The organism is Paenibacillus sp. FSL R7-0210, assembly GCF_038009085.1.
Classification (GTDB): Bacteria; Bacillota; Bacilli; order Paenibacillales; family Paenibacillaceae; genus Paenibacillus_AQ; species Paenibacillus_AQ silagei.
In genome coordinates this window covers 1,109,332-1,124,017 of the sequence record NZ_JBBPAR010000001.1, presented here as the reverse complement: position 1 = coordinate 1,124,017, position 14,686 = coordinate 1,109,332, and the positions used below count along the sequence as shown (strand labels likewise).

The following is a 14,686-nucleotide window of genomic DNA, read 5'->3' as shown; positions in this document are numbered from 1 at the left end:
CTAAGCTCCCTCTCCTGTTCAGTCTGTCTGTATCCCTTATTCCAAAGCATGGTCCCGCATCACATTCTCGCCGTCCGCGATTCTCCGTGCCGTCCATTTCATATCCTCGCCCGACCAGAAGGGATCAGCAGGAAGCAAGCCCAGCGGCAGGAAAACAGCGGCGCACAGATACAGACTGCCTGTATTAATGTAGCTCTCGGCCAGCTCCGGCTGATAGCCGTAGATTCCCGGCTGCAGCCAGCCGTTCTTATCCAGCGTACCCGGATATTGCATAATCCGGCTAATAACAGCGGTCAAAGCGCAGCGCACCTGAGCCGGGGGCAGCGAATCTTCCAGGAAATGCTGGAGCGCCGCCTGTGACAGCAGCTGAAATGCCCCGAACCGGTAGACAATCGAACGCCCGAGGAACGGATACGTTCCATCAGGGGCGATACTGCGCTCCAGCACGGATGCATATCTCTGCGCCCGCTGCAGGACCAAGGGTCTAAGCCGGGCATACTCCTCATTCTCCTGTTCGAAAAGGGTAACAACATCCAACAGCATCGGCTGAATGACAAAGCTGTTGTAATAATCCCAGTGGAAGTCCTTCCCGTCCCCGTAGACTCCGTCACCCTTGTACCAGTCCATGAACATGTGGACCGCATAACCCACGCGCATCCGGTCATACTCCGGATCGCCCAGCAGGTATAACGCTGCTTCCACCATCGCACTGAACAGCAGCCAGTTGCTGCCGCTGGGAGCGGTCCGCCGCGTCTGCTTGAACGCCACAATCAGATTGCCTTTAACCCGTGTGTCCAGCCGGGCTGTAACCGCTTTCGGTGCCCGCACCAGCGCATGGGCCAGAAATGCCGCATCCACCAGCGGCTGGCCCTCGGTCTTGAATTCCATATAGTCAGGCGATTGCGGATCGACCGCCGCATCAATCGCTTCCAGCATCAGCCCGGCATAACGGGCTCTTAAGCGCTCCTCTTCACCCTCAAGCCCCTGAAGCTCCAGCCAGGGAGCCATTCCGCAAGCCAGCCTTGCAAAAGCTTCCAGATGCGCAAACTGGCTGCGCTCGCTATGAAACTCCGTAGGTAACCACTCTTTCAGTTTCCGTGCGGCGAGCGCCTCCAGGACTGGCGTTCCAATTCGCAGCATCGTATCCAGCCAGTATTTACGCTGTTCTATCCCACTCATCCTAGTTCCACCCTCTCAGGTATTCTTCTTCTCTAGTGTATTGTGGTATTATTGCAATGTCTTTGCGAATAATGATGATTTATTGCGTATATTGTGATCAACAAGAAAGGGGCTGTGACGATGAAGCATGCCCGGTATTATGAAACGTTCGACGGCGATATTCTGGCCGGTATCGGCAATTCTCCGATCTCGCCGACGCGGGATTTCCATATCCATGACCACTATGAAATCTTCCTGTTCCTCGGCGGCAGCGTGAACGGCTTCGTGGACCAGTACAGCTATCCGCTGGTGCGCGGCGACGTCCTGTTATTCAATAATCATGAGATTCATAAAATCATCAACCGCTCCCCCGACCCTTATGAGCGGCTGACCATACATTTCAAAGCACCGCTGGTCTATCCGTTCTGTACGGCAACCACGAATCTGCTGGCCTGCTTCCAGAACCGCCAGCCCGGAGAGAACAACCTGGCCCGGATGGAGGAGCCGCTGCTCTCGGAATATACCGCACTCTCCTCTCAGCTGATTGCCGCCTTGGAACGCAAGCAGTACGGCAGCGAGGTGCTGGCCCTGACGTATCTGATTCAGATTCTGGTGCTGGTCAACGAGCTGTACAGCCGCACCCGTGCCGCCGTGCCCAGCATCATCTCCTCCCATATTCAATCCGCGATGAGCTATATCGACAACCACCTGCACCTGAATCTGTCGCTAGCGCATATTGCCGGGGAGCTGAATCTGGACAAATATTATCTCAGCCATCTGTTCAAGCAGCAGACCGGAGGCACCATCTACCGTTATGTCCTGCTCAAAAAGATCGCGTTATCCAAGCAGCTCTTGTCCGCCGGCAACTCCGTGTCCGATACCTGTTATCTGTCCGGATTCAACGATTATGCCAATTTCATCCGCACCTTCAAGAACATCACGGGCATTCCTCCGGGAAAATACGGCAAATAAAAAAGGCACCGCCTATCCGCATCGCTGCCGTAAAATGAACGATATAACTCGAAGCTTCGTCGTCACTGCGGTGAACATTTGGACTTCCGGCCGCTGTTGTATTTAGATTCCTTGATTAGAATCGCTCTTCGCGGTAGAAATCCAAATACAAAGGCGGTCGCTACCGCTCCTTCAGTTCCAAATTTCCCCTCCGCTTCTTTTTGCTTTTTGTTAGTAACCCCGTTCTCCTCCCCTATACTCCGTAGGACTTACACCCATATAGTCCTTGAACACCTTGGAGAAATAATGCTGGTCGCCGAAGGACAGCGCCTCCGACAGCTCCTTCACCTTCAGCTCCGGCTTGGCTGCGATCAGCCGGCAGGCTTCGGCTATCTTCAGCCGCATACTGTAATGCACGAAGGTCTGGTGCGAATAGCGCTTGAAGATCCGGCTGACATAGGACGGGCTGACATGGAACTGAAGCGCCACCTCTGTGATAGAGAGCTGGGAGTAGAGATGCTGCTGCAAATATTGCTCCAATTGCCGGAACAGCTCTTCGCTGCTCTTAGGCCGCTGCTCTGAAGCGGCCAACACCTCCGGCAATCCCTTCCTACTGCCCTCCTGCTCCTGCAGATGGGCGACCAGCCGCTGCATCACCTCAGCCAGCTGTTCCCGCTCCACCGGCTTCAGCAGATAGTCGAATACCTGAAGGTTCAGCGCTTTGCGCGTATACTCGAAATCGCTGTAGCCGCTGATCAGCACCGCCTTGAGCGCCGGATTCACCTGCCTGCACTGCCCGATCAGCGCCAGCCCGTCCAGCTTGGGCATGCGGATATCGGTCAGGAGGATATCCACCGGGTTAGCCTTGATGTATTCCAGGGCATCCAGCCCGTTCGAGGCGGTGGCGGATATACGGACAGGCAACTCCATGGACTGCATAAGCGCCTCGATATTGCGCAGAATCGGCTTGCTGTCCTCGGCAATGATAGCGGTATACATAGCGGTCCCTCCCCGGTTCTAGTAGAAGTCTTTACTCATAGATGCGATAATCTGGACCGTAGCGCCCTTTTCCCCGTCTAAGTGGTTGTAAATATTGAAGAATAGCCGGTTCCTGTACATCAGCTTCAGCCGGTTCACCGTATTCACAATCCCCATATTGCCAATTCCCGTGGTATGATGCTGAAGCTCATAGACCCCGGAATCCGAGTCCTCAATATTGTCCAGAATGTCCCTGATCCGGCCCGGCGCGAAGCCTTCCCCGTTATCCCGGATTTCGATGGCCCACAGGCCGTTATATACCTTCACCCGCACCTCAATCCTCCAAGGAGGGTCCGTATTCTTAAAAGCATGCTCGATACAATTCTCCACGAATGGCTGAATCACCAGCCGGGGCAGCTCAATCCGCTCAAGCGCACCGTCCCCGTCAATCTCCCACTCCAGATCGTCCTCGAAATTATGCTGAATCAGGGACAAATAATGCCGGGTATGCTTCAGTTCCTCCGTCAATGTCACATGCTGATAAGGGGAGGACACAATATAGCGCAGGCTGTCCGACAGATGCTTGCACATCTCGGTCACTACGCTATTCTTCCCTTCCTGGGCGGCAATACTGATCAGATACAGGACATTGTGGATAAAATGGGGTGCGATCTGAGCCTGCAAGGCGGAATTCCGCGACTTCACTTCTTCGTGTAGCGCAAGCTTTTCCCGTTCGATAGATTCCTGTAACCGTTCCAGCAGTTCCTGAAAAGCGCTATTCAGTTGAATCAGCTCATTGTTGTGGGTACGCGGCCCCGCCTTCATATTCAGGTTGCTGTAGTTCATCCGCAGAATCTGGCTGCGCAGCTTGCGGATCGGAAGCAGCAGGTTGCGGGTCGAGAAGTAAATGAAAATGAACGAGAACAGTATCAACGCTGTAATCAGCAGAATGGAGAGGTATTTCACCGAATTGACCGGGCCCAGCACCACATTCCTGGGATTCACCACATAGGTAGTCCAGCCCGTCTCGGCAGAGCGGTGGTAAGCCACATAGTTCTGGCCGCTGCTCAGATAGATTCCGTTAGCCGGTGCAGATTCAGAAGGATACGCTGCAAATTCAGGGACCTTCTCCCCTTCCCGCAATGCCGGGAAGCTTGCGACCAGCCGCTGGTCCTGATCCATAATATAGACCTTGCCGCCCGCCAGGCCCGCAGCAGATCTGTTCAAATACCGCTGGTCGAGCTGCACCGCCAGATAGCCGAACACCTGACCATTCTGGTTCCTGATCGCCCGCACAAAAGAAATGGCCTCCGCCCCCTGCCGGTACAGTGCGTAACCGCTTGCATTCCAGGTCGGCAGGTTGCTGCTCTCTTCCAGGAACGGCCTTAGTGAGGCCGGGCTATCCGCGTATCCGATATAAGAGGCCACCCGCTCCCCTGTCAGATCATAGATCATCATATCCTCAATGTTCAGACTCGGCCCCAGCGCCTGGAACATGATGTCTTTCAGCCGGCGGCTCCGGGTCAGCCCTTCGAGGGTGAGCTGCGAATAATCCCCGGCGGACAACAGGGTGAACACCTCTTTGTTCGACAGAATCCGCTGGGAGAGCTGGTTCTGGTTATTGATATAGAGGTTCAGCTGATCGCTGACCTGGGCAGCAGCCAGCTTCATTTCGTTCTCCGTCTTGTCCTTGAGCGGCTGGATCACCATATAATTCACGTAGACCAGGAAGCAGCCCAGCACAATCAGCAGGAGCAGCATGAAGGTGAAGAAGAATTTCGTTTGCAGACTGGCCTGAACCCTGCCTCCGCGCAATTTCTGAACAATAGTAGCCAAGCCGAGCCCCCCTGAACCTTAGGATGCTGCCTACTTTACAACCAATCGGGCGAATTGACAAGCCGTCCCGGAGTTCAGAATATTACACAGAAAGAGTCAAGTACAAACATGTACCTTGTGCTCTCCTCATTCTATAATGGGCAATGTAAACGGATTCAAAGACGACAGACAATTCTTACTACGGGGGCGATCACATGAATGGCAAAATGAAAAAAATCGCAACAGGCGTACTGGCCGGTGTAATGACCTTAACGCTGGCGGCATGCGGCAATGGCAACTCAGGCTCCGGCAACGCTTCAGCTACTGACAGCGGCGGCAACGGAAACAGCGGCAGCGGCGGCAGCAGCGGCAAAAAGGTAACCATCGAGCTGGCCATCTCCAAAAGCTCGCAGGATTCGGCGTTCGTGGCCCAGGATGTGCTGGATGAATTCGAGCAGAAAACCAATATCAAGGTCAATCTTCAGCTGCTTCCGGCTGAACAGACGGCCACCGTACTCCAGACCAAGCTGGCTGTCGATGAGGTCCCTGACCTGATTCAATACAATCTGGCGAGTGCTACTACCGACCTTAATCTGGAGCGCAATTTCGAGATTCTCGATAACGAGCCTTGGGTAAGCCGGCTGCTGAACAAGGATGTTCTCTCCGCTTACGATCATGTCTACAGCTTCCATTACAGTCAGGATACCGGGATGCAGGGCGTAGTCTACAACAAGGATATCTTCAAGGACCTGGGGCTTGAGATTCCGAAGAATTACGAGGAATTCCTGGCCGTCTGCGAGAAAATCAAGGCCAGCGGCATTACTCCGGTCTTCATGCCATTCAAGGATAACTGGGCGGCTAATATCTGGCCGGCTGCCGCTTTTGCCGACTGGGCCGCGAAGAATGAACCGTCCCTGTTCGAGGACATCAATGCCGGCCGCAAGAAGTGGTCCGATGTTCCCGAATTCGCTACCTTCCTGGAGCAGCAGTACGAAGTCTACAAGAAAGGCTACACCAACACGGACATTCTCAGCGACAGCTACGATATGGCCGTGGGCAAATTCCTGAACAAGGAAACGGCGATGATGTTCATGGGCGACTGGCTGATCGTGAACGTGGCCGAGAAGGATCCGAATGTGCATCTGGGCCTGTTCGCTATCCCGTCTTCTGAAGACGCAAATCTCGGCGCAAGCCCGCTGGGCGGCCAGCTGTTCATTCCGAAGAAAGCCAAGCATATGGATGAAGCGAAGAAATTCCTGGAGTTCCTTGCCACCAAAGAAGTCGCACAGAAAATGGTGGACAGCCAGGGCTCCGTCTCCAACTTCAGCGATGTCACTACACCGAAGCTTCCCGATTACAAGCAGGAGATTGTCGATCAATACATCACACCCAAGAAGACTACGCTGACCACGGATGCCTATATGATCGTGGACCGCAGCGAGCTGTACCGTCTGCTTCAGGATGAATTTGCCGGCGGTCTGGATGCCAAGGGCGTACTCAAGGCCTGGGACGAGAAATTCAGCCAGCTGATGAAGGACAAAGGCGTGGAAGGCTTTTAAACCAAGTATCCAATCGGATCAACCATACAGCAGGCAGAATGAAGTCCATTCCGGGCTTTATTCTGTCCTGGGCTATTATAGGAGTGTGAAGAGATGAACGTATCCAAGAAGCTGTACTCGTATTACCTGATCTGGCCTGCGCTGCTGATCTATTCGATTTTTTTCGTACTGCCTGCGCTGATCGGACTCTTCTATTCCTTCACGGACTGGAGGCTGGACCGGGAAGCGATCAAGTTCATCGGCTGGGATAACTTCGAGCGGATCTTCACGGATAGAACATTGCTGCTTGCGATGAAAAATACGGCGATCTTCGCGATCGTTACTGTACTCGGCAAAAATCTGCTCGGGATCGCGCTGGCGGTCGGCTTGAACATGAAGCTAAAATCCAAAAATCTGCTGCGGGCTATTTTCTATTCTCCGTCGATCTTAAGCGTTTTGGTTATTAGCATTGTGTTCACGCCCATGCTGCGCTCCGACGGAACGATTAACCGCATCTTCGAAGCTGTGGGGCTGCCTTCGCTGAGCCAGGCCTGGCTGACCAATCCGGCGCTGGTCATCTGGACCGTGGCATTTGTGTCCATCTGGCAGCATACCGGCTTCCAGATGGCCATCTATCTGGCCGGGCTCCAGTCGATCTCCAAGGAATATTATGAAGCCGCCACCATCGACGGCGCCGGCTCCTGGCGCAGCTTCCGCAGCATCACCATTCCGCTGCTGCTCCCTGCGATCAACATCAATCTGATGCTTACCCTGATCGGCGGCCTCAAGGTATTCTCCGAGGTGTTCGTGCTCACCGGCGGGGGACCGGGCAATGCCTCCCAGGTAGTCGGCACCATCATCCTCCGTTCCTTCGGGGAAGGCAGCTGGGGGCTGGGCACAGCCGTCAATACCCTGCTGTTCGCTGCTGTAACTGTCATCGCCATTCCCCTGCTGATCTTCATGCGGCGTAAGGAGGTATCGGAATAATGAGCTTTTCCCGTAAAATGGCCTGGCGTAACTATCTGGTGGAGGGGTTCCTGATCCTGGCCTCGCTCCTGATTATCCTGCCGCTCCTGATTATGCTGTTCGGCAGCTTCATGACCAGCTCCGAGGTACTGAAGTTCTCCCTGCGGCTCCCCGAGGAGTGGAAGTTCTCCAACTATACAACCGTCTTCAAGGAAGGCGGTCTGGGACGGGCATTCCTGAACGGGATGCTGATTACCGGCGTCTCTTCCATCCTGAACATCTTCACCTCCTCGGCGGCCTCCTTCATTCTGGTACGCCGGGAGACCAAGTGGTCGAATTTCCTGTACATGTTCTTCTTCATGGGCCTGATTGCCCCAATGTCCACGATCACCACGATCCGTGTCGTGCAGTGGATGGGCTTCTACGGCAGCATCACCAGCGTTATTCTGATCTACGCTTCGCTCAACACGGCGTTCAGTGTGTTCCTGTACAGCGGATTCATCCGTTCCATTCCGAAGGCGCTGGATGAGGTAGCTTTTCTGGAGGGGGCGAATACATTCTCTGTGTTCTTCAGAATCGTCACCCCGCTGATCGTCCCGGTCAACGCCACCGTAGCGATTATGGTCTTCATGTCCGTGTGGAATGATATCACCATACCGCTCTACTTCCTGACCGACAGCTCGGATTGGACGATGCCGCTCTCCGTGTACAATTTCTACGGCAAATACAGCCGGGACTGGAACCTGATCTTCGCGGATCTGGTATTAACCTCCCTTCCCGTGCTAATCCTCTATATCTTCTGCCAGAAGTACATTGTTAGCGGACTTACGGCGGGAGCGGTCAAGGGATAACCTCAGCCCCTTTTGTGGCTTTGTTGGACAAATGGATTATTCGGGCCGGAGCATTCAGACATAACATACAGCAGACAACCTGATGCGGCATCCGGGAGATCCGGCGCGCCTGCCCATCCGGTTGTCTGTCCGCCGGGCCCGGCGAGTCCATGAGCCAGAAGCACATGAAAGGGGTTTTTAATTATGAATACAAAAATAGCAAACCACAGAAGAAATCTAGCATCAAATTTTAATCCTTACGTGTTTGCGAGTTATGAACTTTCCTATTATTTTGGCTACGTCGCTGTCATTGATCCTGTATACAATAAGGTCACCAAACGGATTCCGGTAGGCCTTAACCCTGGTCCTATGTGCTTGAATCCAAGTGAGGATAAGCTCTATGTAGTAAATACGGGCAATGATTCGGTCACTATCATTGATGCATATAACTTTAACGTTATCAAAACCCTTCACATTGGCTCTTCGTCCACCTCTAGCGCTCCTGTTGCTATCTTCGCTGCTGCTAACGTGAACAAAGTCTATGTAGCCCATTCGGGTAACAGGGCCGTTACAATTATTGACTCCGTCACAGATACGGTTATTAAGCAAGTGGATTTGCCTAGCGGAAGCGGCTACCCTTTTGCCTTTGCCGGTAAGGTGAACAGTCTCTTTGTCTTTGTTGCATGTAAGTCTAAAGATAATGATAAAGGCAAGGTTGTCGCCATTTCCGTTGACGATGATACCGCCCATCCGGTTGGGGATGATACTCCGCTTGAATTTGACGGGACCCACAACCCCTTGACCGTGTACCCAGGCGGAGTGGAGCTGGTCACACTTGGGCCGACTGGCATGTTGACTCATTTTGAACCACTTACAATGGGTCCCTCCAAAACTTCAAGTATGCTGGACAATACGGTATCCGGGATCTATCTGGATAACAATATGTTATTTTGCACCTCGCGGGAAGATAGAGCCTATCTGAAAAAATTCAACAACCTGTTCATGGACCAGCAAGGAAACATCACCCATGATCAATTCACAGAAATTCCTAGCTACAAAGGCCAGGATAAAATCCGTGTTTCAAGTGATCAAAGTACTATTTGCATCACCATTCAACCCACCACTTTCCCGACAGGTGGTCTGCAAATTTACGATGTAAACGCTGCTAGTTCACGGTTTGTTCCGCTCCCTTATGTCGGTGATTTAGCACTTTACGATTACATCATTGCCTATGTAGGACAATTGACTTCGATTCAACCGATTGATTTGGGAAATCCAAGTAATCCCATTCCTGCTATTCCGATTGGCACAAGTCCCTCAGACCGCGTCAACGTAAAGAACATTATTTCCGGTTATAGCAATCAATCCTTGTAATGCACATTTAGTATAAAAATTGAGCTGTCGCTTCAAGTCGAACTGGACTTGGGGGCAGCTCTTTTTTTTACCTTACTGGACATTAGGACTATTCGGGCCGGAGCATCCAGACATAACCTACAGCAGACAACCTGATGCGGCATCCGGACAAAAACCGGCGCGCCTACCCATCCGGTTGTCTGTCCGCCGGGCCCGGCGAGTCCATGAGCCAGAAGTACATGAAAGGGTTTTATCAAAACGGTTCACATTGGCGGTCCCTCTACCAATAGCGCTCCTGTTGCTATCTTCGCTGCTTCTAGCGTGAACAAAGTCTATGTAGCCCATTCTGGTGACAGGGTCGTGACAATCATTGACTCCGTCACGGATGAGGTTATTAAGCAAGTAGATATGGTTCCAGCCGGAAGTGGCTACCCGTTTGCCTTTGCGAGTCATAAGAATGCCCCCTATGTCTTTGTTGCATGCAAGTCTAAAGACTTATTTTGGAATCCATGAAGTTTATCAGTCCAAAACACTGAGTCTGTTGGATAATACGGTATCCGGGGTCTATCTGGTCAACGGATTATTATTTTGCATCTCCCAAGAAAATAAAACCTACCTGAAACAATTTAAAAACCTGCGAATTGACTATAAGGGAAACCTTACCTTTGATCAATTCACAGAAATCTCCAGTTTCAAAGGCCAGGATAAAATCCGTGCTTCAAGTAATCAAAATTATATTGGCGTCACCATACAGCCCACTAATTCTCATACAGGTGGTCTGCAAATCTACGATGTAAACGCTGCTAGCTCACGATTTGTTCCGCTCTCCCTTGTAGGTGATTTAGCGTTTGCCGGTGACACCATGGCCTATGTAGGAGATATGATGGCGATTATTCCGATTGATGTGGCAAGGGCAACAGCCCTCCCCGGTATACTGATTGGCATAAACTTCATGGATCTCCTCACTGTCAAAAATATTATTTCCGGTTATAGCTATCAATCCTAATAAATATCTTAGGCCCGGCGAGTCCATTAGATAGAGCTGCATGAAAGGAGATTTTATCTATGAATATGAATCGAACAGCAAACCGTAACAGGAATACACGGAGCGGCCTTTCTTATGTCTATGTGTCTTATGTAAGTCTTAATAATAATGGATATGTCGCTGTTATTGATCCCACTACCGATCAGGTCGTCCGACGGTTTTCGGCAGGCTATAATCCTACCGCTATGTGCTTGAATCCCTCTGGAGATAAGCTTTACGTGGCGGATGGCCTTGCGAATATGGTCTATGTCTATAGTACAGATACCTTTAACCTTATAGGTTCAGTTCCAATTAACGACAAACCTGTTGCTATCTTCGTAGAGCCTAGTGGCAAATATGGCTATGTAGCCAACTATGGATATCCCTGCCTGACGGTTTTTGATGCCATTACTCTTAGTTTAATTGGAACTTTTTATTTTCCAGACATGGCTTACGCCTTTGCGTGCAATGAGAATAGCCCTTACGTCTACACTGCCCTCAAGAGTATTGTTAGTACAAGAGCATATTATTCTGCTTTTGCCATTAGTATTTTGAATATTAATGAATCTAATACGTGGATTGACCCAGGAAGACCGGACCCTTTCCCTGACTCGACCTACAACCCCTTGACCGTTCACCCGAATGGACACACACTGGTCAGGTTTGAAAATGAAACCCTTTATTTTCTTGATCCTGATAATGATCAGGGTCCTATAGTTGCAGCAGCACCGACTAGTTCGCTGGACAATACGGTATCCGGGATTTATCTGGACAACGGCTTGTTATTCTGCACGATGCGAGAAGAAAGGAACTTTTTGAAATTATTCAAGAACCTGGATATCGATGTGAATTCGAAAATCACCTATGATGATTACAAAGAAATCCCCAGTTACAAAGGTCAGGATAAAATTCGCACTTCGCTTACGCAAAAGTATATTGGCGTCACCATTCAAGCCACGGATCACCCGACGGGCGGGCTGCAAATCTACGATGTAGACCGTGGCACTTCCCGGTTTGTTGAGCTTACTTCCATTGGCGATCTTGCATTCTTCTCAGACACCAAAGCTTATGTGGGAGGATCTACCTCGGTTCAACCCATTGATCTGACCAGTGCAAGACCTCTAAATCCGATTACCATTGGGACAACGTACTTCAAAGTGAAGAATGTTATTTCCGGTTATAGCAATCAAACCTAAGGGTCATGTACGTTAACGTGGAGTTGTCTCTTCAAGTCGAAACTGACTAGAGGACAGCTCTTTTTTTTGCCAGAAATGCATTGTTAGCGGACTTACGGCGGGAGGGGTGAAGAGGTAATCTCTGCCCTTTTTGTGGCTTTATTGGACAAATGGATTATTCGGGCCGGAGCATCCGGACATAACATACAGCAGACAACCTGATGCGGCATCCGGACAAAAACGGCGCGCCTGCCCATCCGGTTGTCTGTCCGCCTGGCCCGGCGAGTCCATTACCCTGAAACACATGAAAGGAGAGTTCATTCATGAATATGACTAAGGCAAATTACAGCAGGGATCTGTCATCAGTTCATCCTTATGTGTATGCGAGTTATGAAGTTGGCTTTGATTTCGGATATGTCGCTGTCATCGATCCTGTACAAGATAGGATCATCGAACGGATTAGGGTGGGCAGCGAGCCTGGTCCCATGTGCATGGACCCCTCGGAGAAAAAGCTGTACGTCATTAATACCCGTGAAGATTCAGTCAGCATCATTGATCTTGATACCTTTAAGGTTCTCAATACCGTTCACATTGGCAATCCGTTCGTCAAGTTCTATCCTAATTCTATCTTCGCTGCTCCTAAGGGTAACAAAATATATGTAGCCCAATCAGATCCGGGCATTACCATTATTGACTTCCTCACAGATGAGGTTATTAAGGATGTGCAACTGGCAGGAGGGATTAATTGGCCTTTCGCCTTTGCTGGAAATGAGAACAGCTCCTTTGTCTATGCTGCCTGCCGGAGTAATGATGTTATCGCCATTTCCATTGACGACGATACCGTTCATCCCTATACAGACGGAATGGAGCTTACCTTTGACGGGAGCCGCAATCCCTTGGCCGTTCATCCCGATGGACACACCCAAGTCACGTTTGGACCTGCCGGTATGCTTACCTATTTTGACGATGATTCTATTGGGTACTCCAGTACGTCAAGTCTGCTGGACAATACGGTATCCGGGGTCTACACGGACGACAAAAGATTATTCTGCACCATGCGCGAAGACAAAAACTATCTGAAAGTAATCGGTAATCTGGCCATTGATAAGAATGGAATCGTCACCCATAAGAGTTTTGCGGATTTTCCCAGCTACAAAGGGCAGGATAAAATCCGTCTTTCACGTACGCAAGCTTATCTTGGCGTTACCGTTCAACCTACGGATTCCCCATTAGGCGGTGTGCAAATCATTGACTTACATGAAGGCTATAACCATTTGGTTGAACTTCCTTATGTCGGCGATATGGCGTTCTTCGATGATACCAAGATCTATGTGGGAGAAGGGACCTCCATTCGTCCAATTGATGTGGCAACCGCAACGGCGCTGCCTGCTATCGTGCTTGGGGTCGTCACGGATCGCCTCAAAGTCAATAATATTATTTCCGGTTATAGTAATCAATCCTTACAGTAAACAATTATACGGGTCATTAACCTAACTTACGGCAGACAACCGGCTGTGGCATCTGGATACAATCTGGCGCGCCTGCCCCCCCTGATCGTCGGTCCGCCGGGCCCGGCGAGTCCACTAGAAGTGCCACAAGAAAGGAGATTTATCTATGAATCCGAACAAGGCAAACAACAGGAATTTACCCTCAGGTGACCCTTACGTCTATGTGACTTATGAAATTGACTATGCATTTGGATATGTCGCTGTTATTGATCCTGTAGAAGATAAGGTTATCAAGCGGATTCCAGTAGGCATCAACCCTGGTCCTATGTGCATGGATCCTGCAGAGAAGAAGCTTTACGTCCTTAATACCCGCTCGAGTTCAGTCACCATCATTGATACGGATACCTTTAACATTATCAAAACCGTTCGTGTTGGTACTGTTGGCAGCAGGGTTACCAATCCTGTTGCTATCTTCGCTGCTCCTTACGGTAACAAAGTCTATGTTGCCAATTCCGGAGATCATAACGTTACGATTATTGATACCAACACGGATACAGTTATAACCAATGTGGACGTCGGCCAAGGCAGACCTTTCGCCTTCGCGGGCAATGAGAATAGCGACTTTGTCTATCTTGCCTGCAAGGTTGCCGATAAAAAAGATTATGTAATCGCCATTACCATTGACGATGACAACTTTACCCGGTACAATTTGGGATTTGAACTTACCTTAGACGAGACCCGCAACCCCTTAACTGTTCACCCGGATGGACACACGCAAATCACCCTTGGAACGATTGGCATGATTACCTATTTTGGAGATGATGAGATTGGCTTGCCTAACTCGTTAAGCTTGCTGGACAATACGGTATCCGGCGTCTATCTGGACAACCAATTGTTATTCTGCACCACGCAAGGAGAAAGAGCTTATCTGAAGCGATTTACTAATTTGGACATTGATTGGGAGAATCACATCACCTATGATAATTTCAGAGATATCCCCAGCTACAAAGGTCAGGATAAAATTCGTGTGTCGCGTACGCAAGGCTATGTTGGCATCACCATTCAGCCCACTACTCTCCCAACCGGTGGCCTACAAATCTATAATGTAAACAGTGCCAGTTCCTGGCTTGTTCCTCTTTATTATGTCGGCGACCTGGCGTTCTTCTCAGACACCAAGGCTTATGTGGGGGAAGCAAATGCGATCCGTCCGATTGATCTGGCAACCGCTACGGCCCTGCCCGCTATCCCGATTGGGTTCCCAAACGACACTCGTATCACCGTCAAGAATATTATTTCCGGTTATAGCAATCAATCCTTATAGCGGATTAATCGACAGTAGGTACAACTTTCAAGCAACCGCTACCCACTTTCGGCGGATTCGGAGGGATTTATCCCTTTCATTTCAGTATGTATACGCAGAGCAGCGGTTCCCCAATACTGGAGAACCGCT

12 protein-coding genes are annotated in these 14,686 nt (G+C 50.5%); 9 read left to right on the top strand and 3 right to left on the bottom strand.

What is annotated here, in order from left to right; all coding sequences use genetic code 11:
* Positions 1-36 precede the first annotated feature (36 nt).
* Positions 37-1,179: a DUF2264 domain-containing protein gene (locus MKY64_RS04725; RefSeq protein WP_340951257.1), complete on the bottom strand. Its 1,143-nt coding sequence runs from the start codon at positions 1,177-1,179 to the stop codon at positions 37-39.
* Positions 1,180-1,299: 120 nt separating this feature from the next.
* Between MKY64_RS04725 and MKY64_RS04720 the strand changes: the two genes are divergently transcribed.
* Positions 1,300-2,130 carry a helix-turn-helix domain-containing protein gene (locus MKY64_RS04720; protein WP_340951256.1) on the top strand — a complete coding sequence of 277 codons (831 nt, stop codon included), beginning with the start codon at positions 1,300-1,302 and terminating at the stop codon, positions 2,128-2,130.
* Positions 2,131-2,340: 210 nt separating this feature from the next.
* On the opposite strand, the gene MKY64_RS04715 is transcribed toward MKY64_RS04720, so the two are convergent.
* A complete protein-coding gene (locus MKY64_RS04715) occupies positions 2,341-3,108 on the bottom strand; it encodes a response regulator transcription factor (protein WP_340951255.1) in 768 nt (255 codons plus the stop codon).
* Between the two features lie 18 nt (positions 3,109-3,126).
* A complete protein-coding gene (locus MKY64_RS04710) occupies positions 3,127-4,923 on the bottom strand; it encodes a sensor histidine kinase (protein ID WP_339310620.1) in 1,797 nt (598 codons plus the stop codon).
* Positions 4,924-5,117: 194 nt separating this feature from the next.
* Here MKY64_RS04710 and MKY64_RS04705 point away from each other — a divergent pair, with 194 nt between their 5' ends.
* The 8 genes from MKY64_RS04705 (at position 5,118) to MKY64_RS04670 (ending at position 14,557) form a co-directional block, all read left to right on the top strand.
* Positions 5,118-6,461: an ABC transporter substrate-binding protein gene (locus tag MKY64_RS04705; protein ID WP_339310621.1), complete on the top strand. Its 1,344-nt coding sequence runs from the start codon at positions 5,118-5,120 to the stop codon at positions 6,459-6,461.
* Positions 6,462-6,554: 93 nt separating this feature from the next.
* On the top strand, positions 6,555-7,427 hold the full coding sequence (locus MKY64_RS04700) for a carbohydrate ABC transporter permease (protein ID WP_339310623.1): 873 nt from the start codon (positions 6,555-6,557) through the stop codon (positions 7,425-7,427).
* Complete coding sequence (locus tag MKY64_RS04695) at positions 7,427-8,257, top strand: carbohydrate ABC transporter permease (RefSeq protein ID WP_339310624.1); 831 nt, start codon at positions 7,427-7,429, stop codon at positions 8,255-8,257. Before MKY64_RS04700 ends, MKY64_RS04695 begins: the two co-directional genes overlap by 1 nt.
* Before the next feature lie 183 nt (positions 8,258-8,440).
* Entirely contained in the window at positions 8,441-9,610 is a 1,170-nt protein-coding gene (locus MKY64_RS04690) for a YncE family protein (RefSeq protein ID WP_339310626.1), read from the top strand.
* Positions 9,611-10,055: 445 nt separating this feature from the next.
* Positions 10,056-10,595: a hypothetical protein gene (locus MKY64_RS04685; RefSeq protein WP_340951253.1), complete on the top strand. Its 540-nt coding sequence runs from the start codon at positions 10,056-10,058 to the stop codon at positions 10,593-10,595.
* Positions 10,596-10,654: 59 nt separating this feature from the next.
* Positions 10,655-11,809 (top strand): YncE family protein, encoded by a 1,155-nt coding sequence (locus MKY64_RS04680; protein ID WP_340951251.1) that lies wholly within the window; start codon positions 10,655-10,657, stop codon positions 11,807-11,809.
* Between the two features lie 302 nt (positions 11,810-12,111).
* The gene (locus tag MKY64_RS04675; protein WP_340951250.1) at positions 12,112-13,257 is read left to right on the top strand and encodes a YncE family protein; all 1,146 of its coding nucleotides are present in this window, start codon (positions 12,112-12,114) and stop codon (positions 13,255-13,257) included.
* Positions 13,258-13,402: 145 nt separating this feature from the next.
* Positions 13,403-14,557, top strand: coding sequence for a YncE family protein (locus MKY64_RS04670; RefSeq protein WP_036731605.1), 1,155 nt, complete (start codon positions 13,403-13,405; stop codon positions 14,555-14,557).
* Positions 14,558-14,686 lie beyond the last annotated feature (129 nt).